Source organism: Streptomyces sp. NBC_01241 (genome assembly GCF_041435435.1).
In the GTDB taxonomy this organism is placed as follows: Bacteria; Actinomycetota; Actinomycetes; order Streptomycetales; family Streptomycetaceae; genus Streptomyces.
Genome location: NZ_CP108494.1, coordinates 813940 through 837670 on the forward strand (window position 1 = coordinate 813940; position 23731 = coordinate 837670).

The window sequence follows — 23731 nt, forward strand, 5'->3', positions numbered from 1 at the left end:
AGTCTCGGCCGGTCTTTTACAGACTAGTCATCCAAACCCCCCAAGTGGGTTGATTCGTTAGAGTGTTCACAGATCCACTGAACGGGGGGGCAGATGACGTCTGTGCACGAGGCGGCGCCGTCCGCCCCCGTACCGGAGCACGGCCCGCAGGACCCGGGCCGGCCGTCGGCGAAGCCCCTGTCGTGGGCCATGCTGTCGCGCGCCTTCGCCGTGCCGCTCATCCTCGGCCTGGTCTGCTTCCTGCCCGCGGTGATCGCCGCGCAGCCAGGCACCGGAGTCCGGGACAGCGCGTACTGGCTGCAGCTCGTGCTGACCTGCTACGCGGGGGCCCGGCTCGCCACGATGATCCTGTCCACCCGGCGCCGCCTGTTGCAGGGCGTCTTCTGGATGTTCGTGTACATCGCGATGGGGGTGGCGCCGTTCGCGCAGGTGGTCATCGGGCAGACCCCCACCCCGATGGTCGGGCCGCGGTCGGATCTGGTGACGGCCATCGCACTGGTCCTGGTGGGGTGTGCGGCGTTCGACCTCGGGGCGCTGCTGGCGTCCCGGCGCCCGCTGCGCCGCCGGGCCACCGCACGCTCCGGGAGCGGTCCGGCTACGGCGCACCGGGGCCGGCTCAGGCTGTTGGTGGTGCTGGCCTTCGCGGCGAGCGGCTATTATATCGTGAAGCTCGGCGGGCCCGCCATCTTCTTCACCAGTCGCCAGGAGATCAGCGCCTCGGTCGCGGCCAGCGGGGTGGTGTCGGACGAGTCCCATGTGGGGTCGGCCTTCCTCAAGGGCTTCGGTACGGTACCCGCGCTGCTCGGGCTGCTCTTCTGGACCCGTCGGCTGGTGACCTCGCGCCGGGCCCGGCGTTCCCCCTCGACGGTGCTTGTCTGGTGTGCGTTGCTGGTCCTCAACGCCATCGTCAACAACCCGATTTCCAATGCTCGTTACTGGTTCGTGACCGTACTGGTCTCGCTCCTGTTCACCGCGTTCCCGAGCAGCGCGGCAATGTACCGCTCGGTGCTGGCCACGGGGGTGATCGGGGCGTTGGTGCTGTTCCCGTACGCGGACCGGTTCCGCTACGACAGCCCCGGGTACCGGCCGGTGGATTCGTCGTCGGTCTTCGAGCCGCTGGCCACCAAGGACTACGACCAGGCGGTGATGTTCGCCAACACCGTCTCCTGGGTCGACACCCGGGGCCACACCTATGGGCGTCAACTGGCGGGCTCCGCACTGTTCTTCGTGCCCCGGTCGGTGTGGAGCGGCAAGCCGGATGACACCGGGGTGCGCGTCGGCCAGTGGATGGGGATGAACATGACCAATCTGTCGGCGCCGCTGTGGACCGAGCTCTGGGTCGACTTCGGCGCTCCGGGCATGGTCGGTGCGTTCGCACTGATCGGGTACGCCGCGGCACGCACCGACCGGCGTTACGCGCGCGCCGTCTCCCGGGACGGTCCGGGCCCAGGCAGTGTTCTGGCGATCGCCGCTCCGCTGATCGCCGGGTACACCTTCATCCTGTTGCGCGGGCCGCTGTTGCAGTCCGTCGGGAAGCTGGCGATCGCGGCCCTGTGTCTGCTGCTGGTCACCAGTTTCAGGAGCCGGAGCGGATGGCGCGCGCGCTGACGGGCGGCTGGTCGCCCGCGGTGCGGCGGCTCAGCCGGGTCACCCGGGTCCAGGTGGCCACCGCCTTGCAGACGGATCCCAGGCACAGACCCCAGGCCGCGCCCGGCACCCCGCCGAGCACATAGCCGCCGGTGAGGAAGGCCACGGCGGCGAGTGAGAAGACCACCTGGATGGCGAGGGTGGTACGGGGGTCGAGCATCCGCAGGGCCAGCAGTCCGCAGGTGCCGACGGCCATCGCCGCGTACTGACTGCCGGTCGCGGGGAGCAGGGCGGCCGCCGTGGGCCAGGTGTCGCCGAGCAGATGGCGGCCGATCCCGTCGGGCAGCAGGGCGAGCGCGGTGGCCCAGGCGGCAGCCGTGACGGCCAGGACGGCGGCGAGGGTCGCCGTGGCGCGTACCCTGCGCCGTTCGGAGGAGAGCCGTCCGAGCAGCGGCGGGCCGAAGCCGGTGGCCGAGGTGAACAGCACGTTCAGCGGTCCGAAGAGAGTGGTCGCGCCGCGCAGGGCGCCGACCACCAGCGGGTTGCCGACCGTGCCGAGCGCGAGTACGGAGAGCTGACTGGTGGCGTTTCCCACGCCGAACTCCACCACGAAGCGCCACCCCAGATGTCCTCGCCGCAGCAGGGCCGTGAGCCGCAGCGGTGTTCCGGCCACTCTGCGGTGCAGCAGGGCGGCCGACAGCAGCAGGGCCGGCAGCGCGGACAGTCCCCAGACGGTGACGAGCCGGGCGGCCGGGGCGCCGTGGGGCTGCGTGGCCAGCGCGCCCAGCACACAGGCCAGTCTGAGCACGTCACCCGCCAGTGCCAGCTGCGGCAGGTGCAGGGTGGAGAAGGCGTACCGCATGGTGTCCTGCCCCAGCACCACCGGCAGAACCAGTCCCAGCATCATCAGGGCACGGGCGGTGGCGCCCGGCAGCGGCAGGCAGACGGCGGCGAGCAGGGCGCCGAGCCCGGCCGCGGCGAGCAGGGTGAAGGTGACCGCGGACCGGCACGCGCCGCCCACTTCGTCGCTCTCGCCGCGCCGCAGGACGAGCGGCTGCCCGGTGTAGGCACCGAAGACGCCCAGCAGGACGGTGAAGACCAGATAGACCGCCGAGAAGCGGGCGAAGTCGGCCACGGTGGAGAGCCGGGCGGCGGCCACCAGCACCAGGATGTTGGTGAGCGCCGCGACGCCCTGGTCCGCGACCGAGCAGAGGATCGCGGTCCGTGCCCTCATCTGTGTTCCGCGGTGGAGTCGAAGGTGCGCAGGCCGAGGGTCTCGGCGGGGTCACCGGCGCGCTCGGGGCCGTGGCCGTCCTCGGCCCGGCCGGGCCGGTCCCCGCCCGCGCGGCGCTTGCCGGCCTTCTTGCGGGCCTTCTTGCGGGCCAGGCGCTCGTGGCGGCCTTGGCCGGGGTGCAGCAGGGCGCCGAGCACGGTGCCGCCGGCCGCTCCGATGATCTCGCCGATCCGTTCCAGGTCGCTGCGGTGCACCTCGCGGGGGTCGCAGACCACCATGACACCCTCCACCCGGTCGATCAGCGCGACGGCGTCGGCGTACGACAGCACGGGCGGAGCCAGCACGATGACGACGACGCCCGGCCGGTCGCCCTCGGAGACGATCCGTCCGACGGGCGCGGAGGTCAGGGCCCGCGGCACGTTGTCCGTGCGCCGGCCCGCTATCAGGGTGAAGGCGCCCGATCCGGGGACGTCCACGTTCATTCGGCTCCCCGACGGCCAGGGCCGTTCGCCCTCCGCCGCCCAGCGCGGCCGGGCGCCCTGCACGGCCGGGCCGAGGGCCCTGGCCAGGGACGGGGTACGCAGATCCGCCTCCATCAGGAGTACGTCCCGTCCCATCTCGGCGAAGGCCGCGGCCAGGTTGACGGCGGCGGCGGCCGGCGCGTCGCCGTCCCCGCGCGGGGACGTGACCAGGAGCCTGCGGCGCTGGGCGAACGACGGATCGTAGGCGAGCCGGAAGGCGACCGCCCGGTACTCCTCGGCGAGCCGGCTCCCGCTCCGCCCGATGGCGAGCAGCCCGCCCGCCGCTGCCCGCTCCCTGGGCAGGGTGCCGAGCAGCGGGGCGCCGAGCGAGCGGACCAGCTCCCGGGTGGAACGCACGGCCGGGTCGAAGACGAGCCGTACCCAGGACAGCAGCAGTCCGAGCGCGAGACCGACGACACCGCCGAGTCCCAGCAGCAGGGGAAGTCCCGCGCCGGTGGGCGCGGTGGGCGCGGCGGGCTTCTTGGTGAGGTAGCCGGGGGTCGTGTCCAGGGCGCGCAACTCGGAGATCTTCCGGCTCAGTTCGGAGATCGACACGACGAGGTTGGCGCGGGCGCTGGTCACGTCGTTGCTTCCGACGGACTGCTCGGCGAGTTGGTCGCGCTGTTCGGTGAGCGGCTTCAGCTGGGCGCGGTAGCCGTCGACCATGTTGGCGATGCTGTCCTCGGTGCGTTGCCGGCGGATCTCCAGGTAGGCGTCGGCGAGCGCCTGGGCCCGCGCCCTCGCGAGGGCGGGGGTGCGGCCGGTGTACGTGAAGCGGAGCACGAGGGTGTTGGGCGGGTTGGTGACCTGGAGGCCGGACAGCAGGGTCCCGACCTCCACCCGGTCGCCGCTCCTGGCCAGGGACCCGATGGCCAGGGTGCCGACGGTGTCGCTGACGGCGGTCTGCCGCTCGGAGCCGATGTTGATGCCCTTGTCGGCGGAGGCGCCCGCGGCGAAGGGGTCGGAGGCGGCGGACCGTACGACGACCTCGCCCGTCGACGTGTAGCTCTCCTCGCCGCTGAGGGCGAGCCAGCCGCCGCCGAGCAGTCCGAGGGCCACTCCGGAGGCGAGCAGTGCGCGGTAGCGCAGGAGCTGGCGGAACTGGTCCCGCAGCAGCGCGGGTTCGTCCTGGTCCTCCAGGGCGCGGATCGGCTGGGTCATCGGCGTGGTCTCCCTTGTGCGTCCGCGAGGACCTCGGTGAGCAGTGCGTCGAAGCGGGCGAGGCCCGCCTCCCGGCTCAGGTGTCGTGCGACGTACCGCGGCCCGTTGGCGCCGAGCCGGTCCGCCTCGGCCGGTGTTTCGGCGAGCTTGCGTACGGCCGAGAGCAGCGCGGCAGGGTCCTCCGGCGCGACGAGGATCCCGGCGCCGGACCGGTGGATCTCCTGGGCGGTGCCGCCCCCGTCGGCGACCGAGGCGACGACGGGGCGGCCCGAGACGAAGTACGAGGTGAGTTTGGACGGGACGCTCATGTCGAGCACGGACGCCCGCTGGGTCACCGCGAGTACATCGGCGGCGGCGAGAATGTCGGTGAACTCCTCGGAGGCGGCCGACGGCAGGAAATCGAGGTTGCGCAGGCCCGCCGCGCGCCCCAGCAGCGCCGCGCGCTGGTTCCCGTCCCCCATCAGCACGAAGCGGATCCCCGGTGCCAGCCGGGCCGCGTCGACGAGGACGTCCAGGCCCTGCTTGAGCCCCATGTTCCCGGAGTGCAGGACCACGGGGGCGCCCTCGCTCCAGCCGAGTCTCGCCCTCGTCCGGGCACGGTCGGCCGAAGGCGCCTGCACGTGCGACCAGTTGGGGACGAGACGGATGCGTGCGGGGTCCACGCCGTACGCGGTGACGCGCGGGACGAAGGTCTCGTGGATGACGCCGACGAGGGCGGCGCCGCGCAGCGCGTAACGTTCGGCCGCCGAGGCGACGGCCGCTGCCCGGCCACCGCCCCGGATTCCGCTCTGCGCGGCGGCGGCGCCCATCAGATCCTGCACGACCGGTATGTACGGCACGTTCCGGCGGCGGGCCAGCCGGGCCCCGATGACGCCGCCCGCGAGGCTGGGCAGCTGGGAGATCACCGCGTCCGGCGGGCGCGGAAGGGGCGGCCCCAGCAGTCCGTGCCCGAGCACCGTCGCCTCGAACGCGGCTCGGCGCAGGGCGCTCTGCCGGGACGGCACATAGTGTCTTCGCCGGTGGACGGTGACCCCGGCCCGCTTCTCGGTGACCCGCCACACGCCCCGGTACCCGGCCTCGGTCCGCCAGGACGGATAGTGCGGCATACCGGTCAGTACATGGGTCTCGGCCCCGGACGCGGCCCAGTGCTCGGCGAGCTGCGCGGCGTACGGTCCGATGCCCGTCAGCTCGGGCGCGTAGTTGGTCGAGACGAGCAGCAGCGTACGGCCCTCGAACGGTGTGTGACGGTCGGCATCGGACATGGACGCTCGCCTTCCCCCCGGAAAATCTGTGTTCCCCCAAGGAACAGCCCCAAAAGTGAGCTTATCCGTTCACGTGATGCGCAAGTGGTCTTCACAGTAAGGTCGTTGCAGCATCAACACCGATACCGATATCCCGCTCCACCGGATGCCATGTCCGGACAACCGCCGCGGGACACGGACATCACGTTCACCGTGGGGGGAGAGAACGGATGGTGCACAGGGTCGGCTACGCGCCGGGTGTCTACGACCTGTTCCACATTGGGCACCTGAACATCCTGCGGCATGCCCGCAGCCAGTGCGACTACCTCGTCGCGGGCGTCGTCTCGGACGAGATGGCCGCGCTCGCCAAGGGCCACAAGCCGGTGATTCCGCTGCCGGAACGGCTGGAGATCGTACGCAGCGTCCGGTACGTGGACGCGGCGTTCGTCGAGACGGTGCCCGACAAGGTCGAGACCTGGCAGCAGGTCAGGTTCGACGTCATCTTCAAGGGGGACGACTGGCGGGACACGGAGAAGGGCAAGCGGCTCGAGCGCGACTTCGCCGAGGTCGGCGTGGAGGTGGTGTACTTCCCGTACACCGTGCACACGTCCAGCACCCAGCTGCGCCGGGCGCTGGACACGCTCGTCAGTCCGCAGCCCGGAGCGCTTTCAGCTCCCTGAACCACTTGGCGAGGAACGCCACCAGGAACAGCGCGTGCACGACGGCGAGCACCGCGTATCCGATGCGGAACGCGGTCCGGTCGCCGAGCAGCAGGAACACCAGGCAGAACACCCCGTAGTCGGCGGGCAGCAGCGCCACGGCCCGCACCCGGGACACCGGGCCGCTGCCGCCCGCCGGCGACCGGACGGCCGCCTTGCCCAGCTGCTCACGCAACAGCCCCGCGCAGAAGGCCAGCACGGCGGCGAACAGGAAGCCCAGCGGCAGGAGCAGCCAGCCCTGGGACGGCAGACCGAAGAAGCGCTGGAACGAGATCAGGACAGCGGTGTGTACGAGAATCATCTTGGCGCAGTCCACGACATGGTCCAGCCACTCGCCGTCCGGCCCTCCCCGCCCGGTCAGCCTGGCCAGCTGCCCGTCGGCCGAATCGAGGGCGAAGCCGACGGCGAGGCCCGCGTACACCCCACCCGCGAGCCCCCAGGACGGCCGGACGAGCGCCACCGCGGCGATGGCGGCGAAGGTGAACGCCGCACTGATCAAGGTGACTTGATTGGGCGACAGCCCGATACGGTACGCGGCGGCGGCGAACACCCGGCCGGCCGGCCGGTTCACGTACCGCGAGTACAGCGACACCCCCTTGGCCGTCTTCTGCGCACCACGCAACTCACGCAGAACCGTGCCCGTGCTTCCCATACGCCCCCCAGCGTGTCGCGGTTGCCCCCGGCGGCACGGCAGGGCACCGGTGGTGCACCGCGGTTGCCGCCTCCGGAGCCGCATCATGGCACGCGGCCGGTGTCGCGCGTGGCCACTCGCCCGCTTCCGCCGCCGTCGACCGGCGCCCGCCGGGCCCGCGCCGGGTGCGCGGGCCCGGCGCGACCGCGCTTCAGGCGGACGCGGTGCGGCACTCCGGGTGGCCCCAGCCGTTCGGGTTCTTGGCGATCATCTCCTGGGCCGCATAAGACTTTCCGCAGTGGCAGCGGCCGGCGAACCGGGCCCGGATTGTTCCACCGGAACGCGCCGCACCTCCCGCCTTCTTCGCCGCAACGCTCTTGCTCCGCCCCTCCGTCGCGCGGGCGGGAGCGGGCTTCGGCAACTGCGAACCGTGCGCGGTACCGGCCGGCCGCTGCGCCACAGCGGCCTCGCTCGCGGCCTGATCGGCAAGGGCGTTGAGCGGGTCCCCGTCCACCTGGTGGGCGGGGACGTAGACGAACTTCACGGCACGGCCGGTCAGCAGGGCGTCGATACCCGCCACCAGGTCACGGTTGGCCACCGGCTTTCCCGCCGAGGTCTTCCAGCCGTTGCGCTTCCACCCCGGCAGCCACTTCGTCACCGCGTTCATCGCGTACTGCGAGTCCATCCGCACCTCGACCGGCACGGACGGGTCCGTGGACTCCAACAGCTCCCGCAACGCCGTGAGTTCGGCGATGTTATTGGTGGCAGTCCCCAGCGGGCCGGCCTCCCAGCGCTCCGGTCGCCCCTGCGCATCGGCCACGACCCACGCCCAGGCCGCAGGCCCCGGATTGCCCTTCGATGCCCCGTCACACGCGGCGATGATGCTCTCGTTCATGCCCCCGATCATGCCAGCGCCGCGCCACCCCCTCGGCACACGGTCACATTGAGTGACGATTCGAGGTGCGGTGAACCGGCGGCGCTGGTTCTCTGATGGAGCCCGCTCTTCCCAACCGCACAAGGAGCGATGATGAGCGTTGCACGTGAATCCGGTGACCGTGCGCAGCAGCTGCGCGACAAGGCCCGGCAGATGAACGAGGCCGCTGAGCGCACCACCGACCCTGAGCAGCGCCAGCGGCTCCAGGAGAAGGCCCGCAAGCTGCAGGAGCAGATCGAGCAGCAGGGCAACATGGGCAGCGGGAACATTCGCCCGCCCAAGTAGTACCCGCTTCACGTAGTACCCGCTTCACGTAGTACCTGTCTCACGCGAACGGCCGACGTCTCGCCACTCTTCCATGAGTGAGTGGCAGCCGTCGGCCGTTTCGCTGCGGCGGGGCCGCGCGCGCCTTCGGGTGGCCGGCCCGTCGCTCACACCGTGTGAGGGCGCGGCGGTGGTCACCGCCCTGCGCCGGGTGGCGGTCGACGTGGTGCGGCTGCGGTTGCGGCCGTTCCAGATCATGACGCTGCGGCTCACGCCGGGCGACGACGTGTGAGGCGTTCGGGGCGGGTGGGCACCGCTGTGAGTCCGCCCCGTACCCTCTTTTCCATGAACGCTGGGGGGGGCCTGTGCGCCGTGTAATCGACGACCGTTTCGAACTGGTGAGCAGGCTCAGCAGTGGCGGTATGGGCACGGTGTGGCGGGCTCACGACCTGGCTCTGCACCGCGATGTGGCGCTCAAGGAAGTACGGCCTCCGGACCCCGCGCTCGCCGAGAACGACCCGGAGTCGGCCCGGCTGCTGCGCGAGCGGGCGCTGCGTGAGGCCCGTGCGCTTGCCCGGCTCGACCACCCGGGTGTCGTCACGGTGCACCACATCGTGGACGGCGGCGATCACCCGTACCCGTGGATCGTGATGGAGCCGGTGCCCGGCGCCTCGCTCGCGGAGCGCCTCGCCGAGGGCACGCTCACCCCGGTCGAGGCCGCGGAGCTCGGCCGCGGGGTGCTGTCGGCGCTGCGCGCCGCCCACGCCGCGGGAATCCTGCACCGGGACGTCAAGCCCGCCAACGTACTGCTGCGGGCCGACGGCAGCCCGGTGCTCACCGACTTCGGCATCGCGGCGATCCGCGAGTCGACCAGCCTGACGGCGACCGGCTCCATCATCGGCTCCCCCGACTACATGGCGCCGGAGCGGATCCGCGGTGCGGAGGGCGACCCCTCGTCGGACCTGTGGTCGCTCGGCATGATGCTGTACGTCGCGGTGGAGGGCCGTCATCCGCTGCGTCGGGCGACGACGCTGGCGACGCTGGCGGCCGTGCTCGACGAGGAGATCCCGGCGCCCCTGCAGGCCGGTCCGCTGGCTCCCGTACTGACCGCGCTGCTGACCCGGGACACGGTGGCCAGGCCCGGCCCCGAGGAACTGGACCGGATGCTGGCGGCGGTGAGCGCGCCGGCCGTGACGCCGCCCGGGCGGGACCCCCGCCTCCCGCGGGATGCCGTACCGCCGCACCGGGAGCCGCTCACGCTGCGGGACGCGATACCGTCCGGCCCGACGGCCGTCCTGCCCACCGCCCCCGTCCGGCGTCCGGCCGGCGCATCCGGGCCCGGTAGCCGGCCGGTCCCCGCTTCCCCGCGTCCGGAGCCCGCGACGCTGGGCACCCAGGAGATCCGTCGCCGGATCCGGCAGGGCCGCGCCGTCGCGATCACCACCGCTCTCGCCGGGACCGCCCTGACCGGCGTCCTGGTGTGGTCGCTGGTGCCCGACCCGGACACGAAGACTTCCGGCAGCACCCCGTCCGCCCCGGCCCGGGCCTCCCACGGTCCCTCGGCCGCCGGGAACGACGGGGCGAAGGAGGCGAACGAGGCGCGGACCAAGGATCTGCTGACGCCCGCCGGGGCCCGGTCCGTCATCGCCGCGCTCAAGCCGGTGATGGGCGGCACCCGGATCACCTCTTTCACGCTGTTCGAGGAGCACGCGCGCGTCGAGGCCCCGGTATCGACGAACAAGAACCTGTACGACGTCTACGCGTACCAGGACGGCGAGGCCACCCGCGAACGGGCCGGCGGCACCCTCGCGCCGGGTGCCAAGTCCGTGGACCTGGAGAAGATCGACTGGGACGCCCTCCCGGGGCTGATCCGCCGGGCGGACAAGGAGCTCGGTGTCGCCGAGCCCACCGGCCACTACGTGGACATCGATGCGGCCTCGCCGTTCGACGACTACCGGCCGACCCTCAGCGTCTACGTCTCCGACGAGTACGGCGGCGCCTACCTGCGGGCCGACATCAACGGCAAGGTGCTCAAGAAGTACCCGCGCAACGGCTGAGTTCGGCTCAGAGGCTGTCGGGCGACCTCCGGCCGGAAAGCGGACGCGGTCTGGTGCGTGGCCGCCCGATCGGAGGTCGCCCGACAGCCTCTCAGCCCAGCACCCGTACCAGCACCAGCAGCACGGCCGCGATCACCACGCCCGACGCCAGCGCGCGGAAGCCGGCCGGAACACCGCCGGCACGGCGCTTCACCTCGGCCGTCGGCGGGACGAGGCTGTTCGCGCGGGCCAGCCACTCGCGCGGCGGGTTGTTGGGGATGACGACCCGCCAGGGCTGCTCGGGGTCGTACTCGACGACCGCCCTGGACCTGTGCAGCAGCCCCTGCAGGTCGAGGGGGTGACGGACCTCGATCCGGTACGGGGGCAGCTCGTCGGTCACCACGGTCAGGTCGAAGGCGAACACGGACTTCACGGCCTGCCCGTCGGCGACCGGCCTGCCGTTCTCCTTGTTCACCGCCTTCACCCCGTTGACCACGGCGGGCGCGAAGGCGCGCGGGCCGCCGGAGCGCAGCCCGGGGGCGGCGATGCCCGACTTCATGTCCTCGGCCGCCCTGCCGTACGCCGTCAGGGCCAGGGCCGTCACGGGGAGCGCGAGCATCAGCAGCCAGCGGGGGCCGTCCACGGCGCCCTGGACCACTGCGGCCAGCGCGAGGCCGGTGCCGAGCGCGGACACCACGATGAACAGCCTGAAGAAGCGGCGCAGGGAGGACGCGGGGGAGGTCGACGTGGTCATGAGAGGCGCAGCACCTTCCGGCGGGGGATGACGACCCTGGTGAGGGCCGGGTCGCCGGGGCGCTCGGCGTCGTACAGGGCGAGGACGTCCCGCTTGAGGGCGACGCGTTCCACGACGGCCGGGACCTCGTGGCGCACCCCGGCCGTGTCGTCGAACACCACGGTGACCTCGCCGTACTTGCGGCCCACCGACCGCCAGCCCGCCAGCACCGCGTCGGCCGTGGTGTAGCGGCGCGAAAGCCTGCGCAGCCCCGCGGTGCGCCGCAGGCTGACGGCCGCGCCCCACCAGGCGGCGAGGCATCCCGCGCCCGCGACGGACCACAGGATGACGAGCCAGGTGGAGACGGAGAAACCGCTGATCGGGAGGAGGAGGCTGAAGGAGGGCGTGGAGTCGTACTCGACCAGGCCCTCCGTCAGCGCGTCGTACCAGCCGGCGATCGTGGCGAGGGCACAGAGCACGACCATCGCCCCGGGCGTGGCCCGGTGCAGGAATCGGGCGGAGAGCAGACCGAGGACGACGGCCGAGCCCGCTCCGAGGAGGCCGGACGCGGAAGCGAGCTGGTCGCTGGCGCAGCCGCCGGTCCCGTCGCAGCTCCACTGCACGGAGACGGCCTCGTGACTGGCGATGTACCACATCATCCAGACCTGCCACACCATCAGCGCGCAGGCGATGGCACGCATCGCCTGTGCATAGCTGCCGCACTGTCCACCCTTGTCCTGGCCCCGTAGCGGGGCCATGACGTGCCCCGGTGGACCATATACGTGCTGTCCACCCTCTGTCCGTGATCCACACCACCCGCCGGACCGCGACAGGCTCAGCCGGCTTTCTCCAGGGTCTTGGGAACCCGGCGGAGTTGAGCGGCCTCCTGGAACATGGCGCCGCCTTCGTGCCTGTTGAACGGGTAGACCTCGATCTCCGTCTCACCCCGGTACGCGTTGTGGGCGGCGAAGACCGTGGACGGCGGGCAGGTCTGTTCCATGAGGGCGAACGGCGCCCGCCATCCACGGATCGTGACGGTGCGCGCCTTCGCCTGAGTCCGGTCGCGGCCCAGCGGCGCCCTGTGCGGCGCGTGTCCGGCCGGTCCGGTCTGTGGGGCGCGCCCGTGACCGGAGCAGGGCGGTTCCGGTCACCGGGACCGGCCTGCTCCGGGGTCTCCTCAGAGAGCCGTGCCGGTGCCGTCGGCGCCGGCGGCACCGGCGCGGCGTCTGCGTGCCGCCGCTGCGAGGCCCGCGCCGGTCAGGATGCTCACGCCCGCGAGGGCGCCCAGGGAGGTCAGGACCAGGCGGCTGGTACCCGTCGGGGCCATCGGTGAGTCCGCCGGTGTCCGGTCTCCGGCGGCCTGCCGGATCAGATCGGCGACGACGTCGGGGTGCGAGATCATCGCGGCGTGGGAGGAGTCGACCTCGATGGTGTGCGACTTGGCGCGCTTGGCCTCGAAGCGTTCGAGGTCCGGGGCGATGGCCTTGTCCCGGGTCGCGACCAGCGCCCAGGACGGGATGGTCCGCCAGGCCGCCGCGGTCGCCTTGTCCATGAACGCGGCTCCGCTGATGGGGTGTTGGGCGGCGGCCAGCGCGGCCGCGGTGTCCGGCGGCACGTCCGCCGCGAAGACGTCGTGGAACTTCTCCGACCGGATGTACAGGTCGGTGCCCTCCTTGCCGTCGGAGCCCAGGGTCGGCACCGGCTTCAGGGCCGTGTTCAGGTCGCTCCCCGCGAACTTCGTGCCCAGATCCGCGAGCCCCTCGCCCTTGTCCGGCATGAACGCGGACACGTACACCAGTGATGTGACGTTCGGGTTCCCGGCGGCGGCGTTGCCGATCACCGCACCGCCGTAGGAATGCCCGGCCAGCACGATCGGTCCCTTGATGGTCTTGAGAACGGCGGCGAGGGACGCGGAGTCACCGGCGAGCCCGCGCAGCGGATTGACCGGGACCGTGACCTGGTACCCGTGACGTTTCAGGCGTTCCACCACGCCGTTCCAGCCCGAGGCATCGGCGAACGCGCCGTGCACCAGCACCACCGTGGGCTTGGCGGCGGCCGGATCGCCGCCGTCGGCTGCGGCGGCGGGTACGGGGGCAGTGGTCAGGGCGGCCGTGGTGAGCGCTGCGGCGAGGGTCTGCGCGCGACGCCCGCGTATCCGTCTCCGCGGGGCGAGGAAGGTCGAGACGGTCATGCTGTTCTCTCTTCGTCGTGGACCGGTTGATTGGGCTCAGCGTCGCCAGGCCCGGCCCGAACAGCTCGACACGAGGAGCAGGAGAGTGAAGACCGCCGACGTTCGGGTGAGAAGTGAGCGACGCGGAGTGGCGGTGCGGGAGGGTCCTGCCACTCCTCGTACGCCGTGGTGACCGTCCCACGAGGGGCGGTGGCGGACCGGGTGAGGTATTCCGGAAGCATGGCGTCCCGGCGATTCCTGCAACAGTTCCGCGAGTCCGGACGGCGCAGGAACTCACTCGTGGCGATGCCGTTCGCGCTGATCGCCCTCGTCACGGTGGTGGACATCGTCACGCCGCCAGATGTCCATCTCGGCCCGTTCCTGGTGGCGGCACCCGCGCTGACCGCCTCGTTCGCCGGGCCGTACCTGACGGCGTTCGTCGGTGCCGTCGCCGTACTGGCCCAGTCCCTCGTGGCCGTCGGACACACCGAAGTCAGCGACCTCAACCACACCTACCAGATCGTCGCGCTCATCCTCATCTCCGCCTTCGTCACCTTCTTCGCCCACCTGAGAGACCGCAACGAGCTGGCGGTGACGCAGTTGCGTTCGGTGGCCGAAGCGGCGCAGCGTGTGGTGCTGTGGCCGCTGCCGGTACGAAGTGGCCCGCTGCGCATCGCCTCGGTCTATCTGGCCGCGGAGGCGGAGGCGCAGATCGGAGGCGATCTCTACGCGGCCGCCCGCACCGGCGACGGCACCCGGCTGATCATCGGAGATGTACGTGGTAAGGGGCTGTCCGCGATCGGTGAGGCAGCAAGTGTGCTGGGTGCCTTCCACGCGCTGTCCCGCCAGGAGTCGCGGCTGCCGGATCTGGTGGCGCATCTGGAGGCAAGCGTCACCCCGGAGCAGGGCTTCGCCGTCCCTGACGACGGCGACGACGAGGATCTCGCGGAGTCCTTCGTCACCGCGGCCGTTCTCGACATCCCCGATGCCGGCGCCGAGCTCCACCTGGTCAGCTGCGGTCATCCACCGCCGTTGCTGCTGCGGGCGGGCGAGGCGATCCCGCTCGATGTGCGAGTGCCCGCCCCGCCGCTCGGTCTGGCACAACTGGTGGTCACCGAACACATGACGGAGACGTTCGCCTTCGGCGTCGGCGACACCCTGCTTCTGTACACGGACGGTGTCATCGAGTCCCGGGACCGGTGGGGGGTCTTCTATCCGCTCCGGGAACGGGCCGCTTCGCGGTGCGGCCAGGACCCGGAAAGCCTGCTGAACTCGCTCTGCGCCGACCTCGTCCGCCATGCCGGTGGCCGGCTGAGCGACGACGCGGCACTGGTCGCCATCGAACGGCTCCCGGCTCCGGGGTGACCGCCGACGGCCTCCGCGCGACGGCCGACGTCTCGCTCGGGCTCAGTTCTGGCGGCCTCGCAGCCGGCGCGACACGGCACGCAGCCAGGGGTGGCGTTCGTGCACGTGCGCCGAACGCCGGTCGAGCTCCTTGCCCAGGCGTTCCGTGCGCTTGTCGATGTCGAGCTCGTCCAGAATCCGGTCCACCTCGGCGAGCAGGGCTCCGTGCAACTGCCACTGTCCGGGGTGTTCCTGAACGGCCTCGAGAAGCAGGTCCGCCACCCGGTCCCGGGTCGTGCGGCTGACGGCGAGTGCGCGGGCCAGCCGGTCCTCCGCCTCCTCGGCGTTCTCCGCGACCGGAGTGGTGATCAGCTCCGAGAAGCTCTCGATGGCTCCGGCCATCTGCCCGAACAGCTCCTTCAGGGGTGCGGCGACGGCGGCGGGGAACAGCGTCTCCTCGGTACGGGTCTTGGCCAGGTCGGTCAGCGTGCGGGACAGCACCCGCAGCACCACGGCGCAGATCTCCAGGGTGTCCAGACCGGTGCGCAGCACGACCCGGTACAGCAGTCCCTGCCGGACGCGCGGATTGAGCGTGAGGCCTTCCTCGGCCTGCCGGAGCGAGGCGTCGACCTCCACGATGTCGTGGTCCAGCCGGCGGGCCTCGTGAAGCCGGTCGGCCGCCCGCTGGACGGAGATGTGACCCGTGACGTCGTCCCCCATGGCACGGAACATGTGTCCCATCGCCCGGGCCAGGCTGTCGATGGAGGCGCCCGCGGGCTGTACCCACACCGGTGGCGCGAAGAGCAGGTTGAACAGCAGTCCCACGCCCGCGCCGATCAGGGTTTCCAGCACGCGGTCCCATGCGGTGTACGCAACCTGCGAGACGCCCAGGACGAGCATCGCGCTGATCGCCACCTCGGGGACGAACTCGTCGACCCGCACCAGCCGCCCGATGATCAGCGAGGCGAAGATCGTCAGTCCGAGGCTCCACCAGCTGAGGCCGACCAGGGCGCTGAGCGCGGTGGCGATGAGCACCCCGACCACGACCGAGTTCACCCGGCGGATCCCGGTGGTGAGGGTCGCGTAGAGGGTGACCTGTACGACGAGGAGGGCGGTGAGCGGTGCCGTGAGCGGTGCGGGATTCGGCAGGGTCCACACCGCGACGACGTAGGCGATGACGGAGGCTGCCGTGGAGCGCAGGGTCTGCGCCCCCACGGGTTCGGTCGTGCGCCGGACAAGCTTGATCACGGGCTCGGATACGGATACTGCTGGCATCTCTGTCCCATGCCCGCCCGCACACCGTCACACCGCCTCGGCGCACCGAACCCCACCGTACGGCCGTGCCCGTACGCGTCGGATGCGCCACGGGCACGACGGCCGCACCTGCCGCATCTGCCACGTTCAGGAATACGGATCGACGGTGCCGTGGCCCGCTGTGAGCAGTGCCCGTACCGGCAGTCCGCCCACCGCCTCCAGCACGGCCCGGTACAGGCCGCCGGCGGTCGGCAGGGCGCCCGCCTCGGTGCCGAGGGTGAGGTGGACCAGCGGCTCCTCGGCTCCGCCCCACCAGTCCGGCAGGGCGTCCGGTTCGGGGTTTCGTGATAGCGGTGGGTCAGGGCGTACGGCGAGGGGTCCAGGGAGGCCGGCAGGCGCGTCAGATACGGGGAATCCCGGAGCCGTTCGACGATGCCGGGGCCGTACGGTCCGAGTACGGGGCGCAGCAGCGTGTCGGTGGACCGGGCGAACCCGGCGGCGGAGACCGCCACCCGCGCGTGCGGGATGCCCTGGTGCTCGGCGGCCACCACCGACGCGAACTCGTAGGCCTCGTGCACCACGAGGTCGGGCCGCCACTCACGGCAGGCCGCCTCCAGCGTGGGCAGCATCGCGGTGACGCACAGCCGGCCGAACACCTCCCTGGTCATGAGGGACACCCCGTCGTCCGGGGGCAGTTCCAGGACGCGCGTCATCACGCGCGTCATCACGCGCGTCAGTTCGTCGTCCGGCGGCCGCGCTCCGATGCGGTACGGCTGTTCCCGGGCCGCGAGTGCCGCTCCGAGTCCCGGTGGCGCGACGACGAGGACGTCGTCGCCCCGTGCCGTGCACGCGTCGATGAGGGGGACCAGTGGGTGGAAGTGGCCCGCGCCGGTGGTCGAGGCGAAAAGTACCCGCATGGGCCGAGCCTAGGGCGGCCGGCCCCTTGCCCACAGCCCCGCTTTCCGCCTCTTCCCGCTTCTTCCCGCCGCCCTCTTTCCGCCTCTTTCCGGCGCTTCAGCTCGCGAATCCCACGTGCACGTGGTCGTGATGGGTGGCGTCGGTGAAGAACTGATTCGCCATCGCGCCCCCGGTGAGCCGGATCGGTCCGCCGACGTTGTACGAGCCGGCCGCTGCCGCGTCCCGCATGAACGATTCGGTCAGCCGGTGCGGGGTGGCCGGATCGACGACCTCGTGTCCGTCGATCCGCCATACGTCGAAGGCGCGGCCCGGTGGGTGGTCGCTGGGCCGGTCGGTGCCGAACACGTACAACGGATGTCCGGAGCGGAACACGGTGATGTCCATCCGATACGCGCCGGCCAGTCGCAGCAGGGCCCGCAGGGCGGCCGGGTGGATGTGTCCGCTGCGGATGTCGGCCTCCGCCGCGGGCGGCAGGCCGATCCGCGGGTCGGCCAGCACCTGCCGCGCCGCCGCGGGCAGCGAAGCGGCGGCGGCGCCGGGGCGGCCCGGGTGGAGCGCGGTGACCTCCCAGCGGGGCCGCGCCCGGCTCAGGCGTACGTCGACGGTCGTGCCGCCCGCGTGCCCGGGGGTCCATTGGCGGCAGACCACCATCACGCTGGCCGTGTCCGCCAGAATCCCGCCGTACTGCGCGTCGATCACCTGGAGCGCGGCACCGTCGCTGGTGGACTCGTCGGGCCGCAGCGGGCCCGCCGAGTCCACCAGTGACGGTGCGGCCCCCAGCGCGGCCACCCGCTTCTTCGCCGCGGCCGCGCTCCCCTGCCCGGCGGGCCACGCGCCGATCGCCTCCACCACCTGTACGGCGCGGAGTTTCACGTCGGGGTCCACATCGTCGCGGCCGGGACGCCAGGCCGTGGTCGTGGGCAGCGGCGGCGAGGAGGACTGCGGCGTGGACGCGGATGTGGACGGTCCGGCCGCGGTCCGGGAGGTTGCCGTGCAGCCCGCGGTGCCCACGAGCAGACCACCGGTGCCGAGCAGCAGGGCGCGTCGGCCGAGTGGTTGGCGCATGCGATCGCCCCGTTCCCGTTCGGGGCCCACGTCACGGGGGCGGGTGCCCGTAACAGATGGTGCCCGTACAGATGTCGATGGTCCGCCACCGGACTCAGCGTCGCCGGGACGGGCGGTGACGGCGCGGCCCCGACAGCAACGGAGTGACGCGGACCGCCCGCCCGGCCGGGGCGGTGCTGCGCCGCGTTGGCCTTCTGTGGTCAGGGCTGACGACCGGGTGAGGTCGTAAGCACGAGGTTCTGACCGGTCCTCACCTGGTCGGTGCGCAGCGGCCGTCTCCCGCTGGGGTCGACGGCGGCCCCGCGCTCCCTGCCCGGCGGGGTTCCCGGGGGCCTCCGTACGGTGGAACCTGCCTCGTCCTCTCGTCTCCAGGAGCACGCATGACCTTCGACGTCGACGCTGTCCGCGCCCAGATCCCCGCCCTGAAGTCGGGCTCCGCCCGGTTCGACGCCCCCGGCGGCACCCAGACACCGCAACCGGTGATCGACGCCATCGCGGACGCACTGGCCAACCCGCTCGCCAACCGGGGCCGTCTCACCGAGGGCGAGCGCAACGCGGAGGCGGTCGTGATCCGCGCCCGCCGCGCGCTGGCCGACCTGCTGGGCGCCGATCCGCGGGGCATCGTGTTCGGCCGCAGCTCCACCCAGCTTACCTACGATCTGTCCCGCACCCTGGCGAAGAACTGGGGACCGGGCGACGAAGTGGTCGTCAGCAGTCTCGACCACGACTCCAACATCCGCCCCTGGATCCAGGCGGCCGAGGCCATGGGCGCCACGGTCCGCTGGGCGGAGTTCGACCCGGCCACCGGTGAACTGACGGCCGATGACATCGCCGCCGTACTCTCGGCGCGCACCCGCCTGGTCGCCGTGACCGCGGCGTCCAACCTGATCGGTACACGCCCCGGCATTCCCGCCGTCGCCGACGTGGTGCACCGGGCAGGAGCCCTGTTGCACGTCGACGCGGTGCACTACGCCTCGCACGCCGCCGTCGACCTGCGCGGTCTCGGAGCCGACTTCCTGGTCTGCTCGCCGTACAAATTCCTCGGCCCGCACCTGGGCGTCCTGGCGAGCCGTCCCGAGTTGCTGGAGACGCTGCGGCCGGACAAGCTGCTGCCCTCCACCGACGTGGTTCCCGAGCGCTTCGAACTGGGCACCCTTCCGTACGAACTGCTGGCCGGGGCCGCTGCGGCGGTGGACTTCCTCGCCTCGCTGGCCCCCGGGATCGACGGCACCCGGCGGGAACGGCTGCTCGCCGCCTTCGCGGCGATCGAGGCCCATGAGGACGCCCTGCGGGCCCGTATGGAGAAGGGACTGGCGGGCCTCGGTGGCATCACCGTGCACTCCCGGGCCGCACACCGCACGCCCACGCTGCTGCTGACCCTGGCGGGCCGCAGCGCCACCGCCGCCTCGCAGTACTTGGCGGAGCGGGACATCGTCGCCCCGGCCGGATCCTTCTACGCACTGGAGGCTTCCCGTCGGCTCGGGCTCGGAGAGGCGGGCGGAGTGCGGATCGGCCTGGCGCCCTACAACAACGAAGCGGACGTCGACCGCCTGCTGGACGCGCTCTCCGGCCTCCTCGGCACCGCGCCCGACGAGGGCTGACCCGGGCCGCCCGGCCGCACCACCGGTGGATCCTGTCCCCGCGCTCAGGCGATGAAGGGGCGGTCGTAGGGGGCGATGGGGGCCGGGAGCACCGTGGAGCCGCGCAGATAGCGGTCCGTCGCGGCGGCGACGGACCGTCCCTCCGCGATGGCCCACACCACGAGGGACTGGCCGCGGCCCGCGTCACCGGCGATGAAGACCCCGCCGTTCCCGGCGCGGGCCGCCCGCGCGCGCGAGCCCTCCGGGACCGCCCCTTCAGCTGTCTCAACTGCTTCCACTGATTCCGCCGTCTCAGCGGCGAAGGTGGCATCCCGGGCGAAGTTTCCCCGGCCGTCCAGGGTGAGTCCGAGCTGCCGCACGAGGCCGGTGTCGCGTTCGGGACCGAAGAAGCCGAGGGCGAGCAGGACGAGATCTGCCGGCAGCACCTGCTCCGTCTCCGGCAGCGGCCTTCTGCCCTCGGGCTCCACCTCGGCCAGGCGCAGCGCCCGCACGTGGCCGGTCCGGTCCCCTTCGAAGCGGAGGGTGGCGGAGGAGAACAGTCTCGGATCCGCGCCGTCCCGCCCCCGGGCCTCCTCGTGGGCGTGGGATATCCGATAGACCTTCGGGTACACGGGCCAGGGCTCGGTTTCCCGCCGGGCGGCACCGGGCTCCGGGTTGATGTCGAGCTGTACGGCGGAGGCCGCCCCCTGGCGCAGGACAGTGCCCAGACAGTCCGATCCGGTGTCCCCGCCGCCGATGATCACCACGTGTCTGTCCTCGGCGGTGACGACCGGCACGTCGCGGTCGCCCTCCACGGCCCGGTTGGCCAGGGTCAGGTACTCCATGGCCTGGTGGATGCCGTACAACTCGCGGCCCGGGACGGGCAGCTCCCGTCGCCCGGTGGCTCCGACGGCGACGACGAGCGCGTCGTACCGGTCCGCGAGCTCGGCGGCGTCGAGATCGCCCCCGACGTCCACGCCCGTACGGAACTTGGTGCCCTCCGTCCGCATCTGCTCGACACGGCGGTCGAGGTGGCACTTCTCCATCTTGAACGCGGGAATGCCGTAGCGCAGCAGTCCGCCGACGCGGTCGGCGCGCTCGTAGACGGCGACGGTGTGTCCGGCGCGGGTGAGTTGCTGCGCTGCCGCCAGTCCCGCCGGTCCCGAACCGATGACGGCGACGGTCTTGCCGCTGAGCCGCTCGGGCGGCTGCGGCGTGGTGTAACCGCGCGCCCAGCTCTCGTCGGCGATCGCCTGCTCGACATTCTTGATCGTCACCGGATCGGCGTTGATGGTGAGCACGCAGGCGTCCTCGCACGGCGCCGGGCACAACCGCCCGGTGAACTCGGGGAAGTTGTTCGTCGCGTGCAGCCGCTCGGCCGCTGCCCACCAGTCGCCCTTGCGCGCGTACGCGTTCCACTCGGGGATGAGGTTTCCCAGCGGGCAGCCGCTGTGACAGAACGGTATGCCGCAGTCCATGCACCGCCCCGCCTGCTGGGACACAAGTGGAAGCCTGGCCTGCCCCGCGTAGACCTCGTTCCAGTCGCTCAGCCGTTCCTGGACCGGGCGCGCCGGGACGGGCCGGCGGGGGGTCCTGAGGAAGCCGTGGGGGTCGGTCATGCGCCGCCTCCGTCGCTGACTCGCGGTGCACAGGCGTTACGGCCAGACTACGCCCGCAACCACCGTTCCTAACCATGCATGAGTGAGTCCTGGACCCACTCATGTGTACTGGGCGCATCCCGAACGGTGTTGGATGCACTCGGTCCCCGCTTTCTCTTCCCGCTCGGCGGCACGCCTCCAGGGGCGTGGTCCGTTGCGGGTGGGCGGGTTCCGTCACGTCCTCGGGTGCCTGGTGGGGCCTGGGCGGTCCGATGCCCCGCACGATCACTCCGGTCGTGTGGGGGCGGTGCCGTCCGACGCCGGACCGGATGTCCGAGGGCGCGTCGTCCGATCGCGATACCGGCGGCATCATGACGGGGCATTCTGCGGTGCGGGGTGGCCAGCGGTTTCTGCCAGTGCTGGGCACCCCACATCGAGGTGTAGGCCGGGTCGACCGCGACAATGCTCAGGCCGTGTTCGGCGGCCATGGAGACCAGCCGGGCCTTGAACTTCCCGGTCGGAATACCGGAGATCAGCTGCCGGAACCGATTTCTGCGGCCGTGCTTCTCGCGGGTCTTCTCGGTCGTGAAGTCGAGGTCTTCGATGGCGATCGCGGCGACACCGGCCTGCTTGGCCCAATTGATGAGGCGGGTCAGTGCGTGGCGGATCTGGGCGTCGCGATGGGTGGTGGTGCCGGAGAGGTCGTAGCCGAAGCGGTTCGGCTCGCCGACAGGGTTGCCGCGTGGGTCGAGGTGGTAGGCGGCGAAGTGGTCGGCACCGCCTCCAGCGGGATGGTCTGGACGGCGGGGCGTTGCCAGGAGGCGGTGAGGTACCAGCGGCCACGGTCGGTGTCGAGGTGGATGCGGTAGGCGACGGCCCGGTTCGCGGCGATGCGGTCGGCCCACTCCACGCCCCGGTGCGCAAATGCCACGGTGGCGGTGAGGGTGTACCGACCGTGCTTGGCGTTGGCCAGGTGCGCGAGCGGGGCAGGCAGCTTGATCGATACCTCACCGTCCGGGGCGACGCGGATCGTCTCGTTCCCGAACCGCTTCCCGGCCTCGCCGTCGGCAGCAAGAAACCAGCGCTCCGCTTCCCAGCGTTCCCGCCACTGCTCCTCGGTGAGGTGGGCGTGGGCGAGATGGTGGCGGGTGTTGAGGAGACGTCTGCCGCCCCGCACGACCCGGACGCGTCCGGCCTGCCGGTCGGCGACAGCGGCATAGTGCCGCGCTTCCAGCGCAGCGAGACGGCGGGACTTGCGAAACCACTCACCCTTGGAGCGGTAGCCACCGGCTGTCCACTTCGTGCCCCGCGCGCCGATGGGGAGGGACAGGCGGTGCCGCAGCGTCCTGATCCCGGCCTCCAGATTCCGGATATGCGCCGCCTGACAACGGCGCGCCAGCGCCCACTGGTCGTGCGTGGCCTTGGTGATCGCACCCGCGATCCGCGACGACGACCGTGCCGTCAGGCCCCGCATACGCGACGCCCAGGTCTCCGCGCCGTGCTCGAGACCATCCGCACAGCGAACCTTGAGATCACGCGAAGCGAGCGCACCCTGATACGCACCGACCGCGCGCAGAACCTTCTCGTCCTGGGGCGTGAGGTGCTTGAGACGGTCCCGGACCGCCACCCCACACGGCCCCGGCACCACGAAGGCCGCAGCCAACTTCCTTAACCCACCCACCACATCACCTCCTCCCTCCAGGCCGGGCAACTGCCACCCAGCCCAACGAGCACCAAACGCCAAGGTCACCCATTCGGCCCCAGAACTTCTGTTCCCGCGCCATGAAGCCGCCGACAGGACTCACTCCTACTCACTACAACGCAGCAAACCGGCAGCAGCTCACACCCCCCCCCGTTCCTTGCCGGGCCACCGGCCGGACGACGCGATACGCTCGTTTTTGTAGGCACGCGTTCCGACCACGGAGGCGGCCATGAGCGAGTACGACGAGTACCCGACGCCGTCACAGGCAGAGGGCGAGCGGCTGGAAGAGGACATGAACCCGGCCGAGGAGCGGCACCCCGCCACGATGCGGACCCAGCCGTCGCAGGCCGAGGGTGAGCGCCGAGCGGAGGATGCCGAGAGCTGAAAGAGGCGGCAGCTGTACGGTGGCGGCTCCTTGCCGGTTCGTGCCGGAGCGAGTTCCACACGTACAGCTGCTGCGTACGGCGCCTCGGGGAAGTCCGCACCCGGCGGTCCGGCGCGGCACGTATACGCCCCTGGGGGTGGTGCGCGTGTCCGTAGGCGAAGGAGGTCCGCCCGTATGGATTCCGATCGTGCCGGCCGGTTGGTGTCGGCGCTTCGTGACCGCAATGTGATGGCCCACCTCGTGGACGCGGGAGTCTACGAGTTCGGGATCCGGGTGGTCCTCGACGAGGGGATCGAGGCGCTGTGGGATGTCGACGGGGCCTCCGGTCTCGACGCGGAGATCGTCAGCGACGGGGTACTCATCGGCTTCGTCCCCCATGTGCCCGGCTCGGAGAGCTTCACCGAGGAGCAGCTCGTGGAGAGCATCGCGACGACGCGGTACTCGACGGAGGGGCTCGGTCCGCCCAGCGGCACTCCTGCCCCGGCCGCACCCCCGGCCGCAGAGACCGCGTCCCTCCACGAGACCGCGCCGTCACCCACTCCCCCGGTCACTCCGCCCGTCGCCCGGTACCAGCGCCGGTCCCACTGGATCCGGCGGGGCAAGGAGAGCGGGCCCGGGCACTGACCGGACGCCCGCGTCGCCCGGCACGCGGGG

At 71.9% G+C, this 23731-nt stretch carries 21 protein-coding genes and 2 pseudogenes; 9 read left to right on the top strand and 14 right to left on the bottom strand.

Going from position 1 to position 23731, the window contains the following annotated elements:
* The first annotated feature begins 93 nt into the window (after positions 1 to 93).
* Positions 94 to 1608: a hypothetical protein gene (locus OG306_RS03095; protein WP_266744508.1), complete on the top strand. Its 1515-nt coding sequence runs from the start codon at positions 94 to 96 to the stop codon at positions 1606 to 1608.
* Here OG306_RS03095 and OG306_RS03100 read toward each other — a convergent pair.
* From OG306_RS03100 to OG306_RS03110, 3 genes are read right to left on the bottom strand one after another with little or no spacing between them, the layout of a single operon-like run.
* Positions 1577 to 2821, bottom strand: coding sequence for a hypothetical protein (locus tag OG306_RS03100; protein ID WP_266744509.1), 1245 nt, complete (start codon positions 2819 to 2821; stop codon positions 1577 to 1579). The genes OG306_RS03095 and OG306_RS03100 overlap by 32 nt on opposite strands.
* Entirely contained in the window at positions 2818 to 4503 is a 1686-nt protein-coding gene (locus OG306_RS03105) for a lipopolysaccharide biosynthesis protein (protein WP_266744510.1), read from the bottom strand. Before OG306_RS03105 ends, OG306_RS03100 begins: the two co-directional genes overlap by 4 nt.
* On the bottom strand, positions 4500 to 5765 hold the full coding sequence (locus OG306_RS03110; protein WP_266744511.1) for a glycosyltransferase: 1266 nt from the start codon (positions 5763 to 5765) through the stop codon (positions 4500 to 4502). The genes OG306_RS03105 and OG306_RS03110 overlap by 4 nt, the downstream gene beginning before the upstream one ends.
* 209 nt (positions 5766 to 5974) lie before the next feature.
* On the opposite strand from OG306_RS03110, the gene OG306_RS03115 reads away from it, so the two are divergent.
* Positions 5975 to 6424 (top strand): adenylyltransferase/cytidyltransferase family protein, encoded by a 450-nt coding sequence (locus OG306_RS03115; protein WP_266744512.1) that lies wholly within the window; start codon positions 5975 to 5977, stop codon positions 6422 to 6424.
* Here OG306_RS03115 and OG306_RS03120 read toward each other — a convergent pair.
* A complete protein-coding gene (locus OG306_RS03120; RefSeq protein ID WP_266744513.1) occupies positions 6390 to 7115 on the bottom strand; it encodes a CDP-alcohol phosphatidyltransferase family protein in 726 nt (241 codons plus the stop codon). The genes OG306_RS03115 and OG306_RS03120 overlap by 35 nt on opposite strands.
* 190 nt (positions 7116 to 7305) lie before the next feature.
* Positions 7306 to 7989, bottom strand: a complete 684-nt coding sequence (locus OG306_RS03125) for a ribonuclease H family protein (protein ID WP_266744514.1) — start codon at positions 7987 to 7989, stop codon at positions 7306 to 7308.
* 132 nt (positions 7990 to 8121) lie between these two features.
* Between OG306_RS03125 and OG306_RS03130 the strand changes: the two genes are divergently transcribed.
* The 3 genes from OG306_RS03130 (at position 8122) to OG306_RS03140 (ending at position 10349) form a co-directional block, all read left to right on the top strand.
* Positions 8122 to 8313, top strand: a complete 192-nt coding sequence (locus tag OG306_RS03130; RefSeq protein ID WP_266744515.1) for a DUF6381 family protein — start codon at positions 8122 to 8124, stop codon at positions 8311 to 8313.
* Between the two features lie 73 nt (positions 8314 to 8386).
* Positions 8387 to 8584, top strand: a complete 198-nt coding sequence (locus OG306_RS03135) for a hypothetical protein (protein ID WP_266744516.1) — start codon at positions 8387 to 8389, stop codon at positions 8582 to 8584.
* A 73-nt stretch (positions 8585 to 8657) separates the two neighbouring features.
* Entirely contained in the window at positions 8658 to 10349 is a 1692-nt protein-coding gene (locus OG306_RS03140; protein ID WP_266744517.1) for a serine/threonine-protein kinase, read from the top strand.
* Between the two features lie 91 nt (positions 10350 to 10440).
* Here the strand turns inward: OG306_RS03140 and OG306_RS03145 are convergent, their stop codons facing one another.
* The 4 genes and pseudogenes from OG306_RS03145 to OG306_RS03160 form a co-directional block, all read right to left on the bottom strand.
* A complete protein-coding gene (locus tag OG306_RS03145; RefSeq protein ID WP_266744518.1) occupies positions 10441 to 11082 on the bottom strand; it encodes a hypothetical protein in 642 nt (213 codons plus the stop codon).
* Positions 11079 to 11819 (bottom strand): hypothetical protein, encoded by a 741-nt coding sequence (locus OG306_RS03150; RefSeq protein WP_266907420.1) that lies wholly within the window; start codon positions 11817 to 11819, stop codon positions 11079 to 11081. Before OG306_RS03150 ends, OG306_RS03145 begins: the two co-directional genes overlap by 4 nt.
* Before the next feature lie 77 nt (positions 11820 to 11896).
* Positions 11897 to 12067: pseudogene (locus OG306_RS03155) on the bottom strand (acetylxylan esterase); the annotation flags it as partial.
* Positions 12068 to 12238: 171 nt separating this feature from the next.
* Positions 12239 to 13252, bottom strand: a complete 1014-nt coding sequence (locus OG306_RS03160; RefSeq protein WP_266744520.1) for an alpha/beta fold hydrolase — start codon at positions 13250 to 13252, stop codon at positions 12239 to 12241.
* 219 nt (positions 13253 to 13471) lie between these two features.
* Here OG306_RS03160 and OG306_RS03165 point away from each other — a divergent pair, with 219 nt between their 5' ends.
* A complete protein-coding gene (locus tag OG306_RS03165; protein ID WP_266744521.1) occupies positions 13472 to 14596 on the top strand; it encodes a PP2C family protein-serine/threonine phosphatase in 1125 nt (374 codons plus the stop codon).
* A gap of 42 nt (positions 14597 to 14638) precedes the next feature.
* On the opposite strand, the gene OG306_RS03170 is transcribed toward OG306_RS03165, so the two are convergent.
* The 3 genes from OG306_RS03170 to OG306_RS03180 form a co-directional block, all read right to left on the bottom strand.
* Positions 14639 to 15850, bottom strand: a complete 1212-nt coding sequence (locus tag OG306_RS03170; protein ID WP_266744522.1) for an FUSC family protein — start codon at positions 15848 to 15850, stop codon at positions 14639 to 14641.
* Positions 15820 to 16746 (bottom strand): hypothetical protein, encoded by a 927-nt coding sequence (locus OG306_RS03175; protein ID WP_327350022.1) that lies wholly within the window; start codon positions 16744 to 16746, stop codon positions 15820 to 15822. Before OG306_RS03175 ends, OG306_RS03170 begins: the two co-directional genes overlap by 31 nt.
* Before the next feature lie 97 nt (positions 16747 to 16843).
* Entirely contained in the window at positions 16844 to 17812 is a 969-nt protein-coding gene (locus OG306_RS03180; RefSeq protein WP_371665100.1) for a hypothetical protein, read from the bottom strand.
* A 380-nt stretch (positions 17813 to 18192) separates the two neighbouring features.
* Between OG306_RS03180 and OG306_RS03185 the strand changes: the two genes are divergently transcribed.
* Positions 18193 to 19413, top strand: coding sequence for a cysteine desulfurase-like protein (locus OG306_RS03185; RefSeq protein ID WP_266744525.1), 1221 nt, complete (start codon positions 18193 to 18195; stop codon positions 19411 to 19413).
* 44 nt (positions 19414 to 19457) lie between these two features.
* Here the strand turns inward: OG306_RS03185 and OG306_RS03190 are convergent, their stop codons facing one another.
* Positions 19458 to 21011 carry a glutamate synthase subunit beta gene (locus OG306_RS03190; protein WP_266744526.1) on the bottom strand — a complete coding sequence of 518 codons (1554 nt, stop codon included), beginning with the start codon at positions 21009 to 21011 and terminating at the stop codon, positions 19458 to 19460.
* A 68-nt stretch (positions 21012 to 21079) separates the two neighbouring features.
* A pseudogene (locus OG306_RS03195) lies at positions 21080 to 22671 on the bottom strand (IS200/IS605 family accessory protein TnpB-related protein).
* A gap of 250 nt (positions 22672 to 22921) precedes the next feature.
* Between OG306_RS03195 and OG306_RS03200 the strand changes: the two are divergent.
* Entirely contained in the window at positions 22922 to 23077 is a 156-nt protein-coding gene (locus tag OG306_RS03200; RefSeq protein ID WP_266744527.1) for a hypothetical protein, read from the top strand.
* Positions 23078 to 23251: 174 nt separating this feature from the next.
* Complete coding sequence (locus tag OG306_RS03205) at positions 23252 to 23701, top strand: hypothetical protein (RefSeq protein ID WP_266744528.1); 450 nt, start codon at positions 23252 to 23254, stop codon at positions 23699 to 23701.
* Positions 23702 to 23731 lie beyond the last annotated feature (30 nt).

Bases quoted from the DNA above. Each gene is read 5' to 3' on its own strand.
- OG306_RS03190 (WP_266744526.1), bottom strand. From the start codon at position 21,011: ATGACCGACCCCCACGGCTTCCTCAGGACCCCCCGCCGGCCCGTCCCG.
- OG306_RS03145 (WP_266744518.1), bottom strand. From the start codon at position 11,082: ATGACCACGTCGACCTCCCCCGCGTCCTCCCTGCGCCGCTTCTTCAGG.
- OG306_RS03120 (WP_266744513.1), bottom strand. From the start codon at position 7,115: ATGGGAAGCACGGGCACGGTTCTGCGTGAGTTGCGTGGTGCGCAGAAG.
- OG306_RS03125 (WP_266744514.1), bottom strand. From the start codon at position 7,989: ATGAACGAGAGCATCATCGCCGCGTGTGACGGGGCATCGAAGGGCAAT.
- OG306_RS03130 (WP_266744515.1), top strand. From the start codon at position 8,122: ATGAGCGTTGCACGTGAATCCGGTGACCGTGCGCAGCAGCTGCGCGAC.
- OG306_RS03180 (WP_371665100.1), bottom strand. From the start codon at position 17,812: ATGCGCCAACCACTCGGCCGACGCGCCCTGCTGCTCGGCACCGGTGGT.
- OG306_RS03150 (WP_266907420.1), bottom strand. From the start codon at position 11,819: ATGGCCCCGCTACGGGGCCAGGACAAGGGTGGACAGTGCGGCAGCTAT.
- OG306_RS03095 (WP_266744508.1), top strand. From the start codon at position 94: ATGACGTCTGTGCACGAGGCGGCGCCGTCCGCCCCCGTACCGGAGCAC.
- OG306_RS03105 (WP_266744510.1), bottom strand. From the start codon at position 4,503: ATGACCCAGCCGATCCGCGCCCTGGAGGACCAGGACGAACCCGCGCTG.
- OG306_RS03135 (WP_266744516.1), top strand. From the start codon at position 8,387: ATGAGTGAGTGGCAGCCGTCGGCCGTTTCGCTGCGGCGGGGCCGCGCG.
- OG306_RS03205 (WP_266744528.1), top strand. From the start codon at position 23,252: ATGGATTCCGATCGTGCCGGCCGGTTGGTGTCGGCGCTTCGTGACCGC.
- OG306_RS03100 (WP_266744509.1), bottom strand. From the start codon at position 2,821: ATGAGGGCACGGACCGCGATCCTCTGCTCGGTCGCGGACCAGGGCGTC.
- OG306_RS03160 (WP_266744520.1), bottom strand. From the start codon at position 13,252: ATGACCGTCTCGACCTTCCTCGCCCCGCGGAGACGGATACGCGGGCGT.
- OG306_RS03170 (WP_266744522.1), bottom strand. From the start codon at position 15,850: ATGCCAGCAGTATCCGTATCCGAGCCCGTGATCAAGCTTGTCCGGCGC.
- OG306_RS03165 (WP_266744521.1), top strand. From the start codon at position 13,472: ATGGCGTCCCGGCGATTCCTGCAACAGTTCCGCGAGTCCGGACGGCGC.
- OG306_RS03185 (WP_266744525.1), top strand. From the start codon at position 18,193: ATGACCTTCGACGTCGACGCTGTCCGCGCCCAGATCCCCGCCCTGAAG.
- OG306_RS03110 (WP_266744511.1), bottom strand. From the start codon at position 5,765: ATGTCCGATGCCGACCGTCACACACCGTTCGAGGGCCGTACGCTGCTG.
- OG306_RS03115 (WP_266744512.1), top strand. From the start codon at position 5,975: ATGGTGCACAGGGTCGGCTACGCGCCGGGTGTCTACGACCTGTTCCAC.
- OG306_RS03175 (WP_327350022.1), bottom strand. From the start codon at position 16,746: ATGCGGGTACTTTTCGCCTCGACCACCGGCGCGGGCCACTTCCACCCA.
- OG306_RS03200 (WP_266744527.1), top strand. From the start codon at position 22,922: ATGAGCGAGTACGACGAGTACCCGACGCCGTCACAGGCAGAGGGCGAG.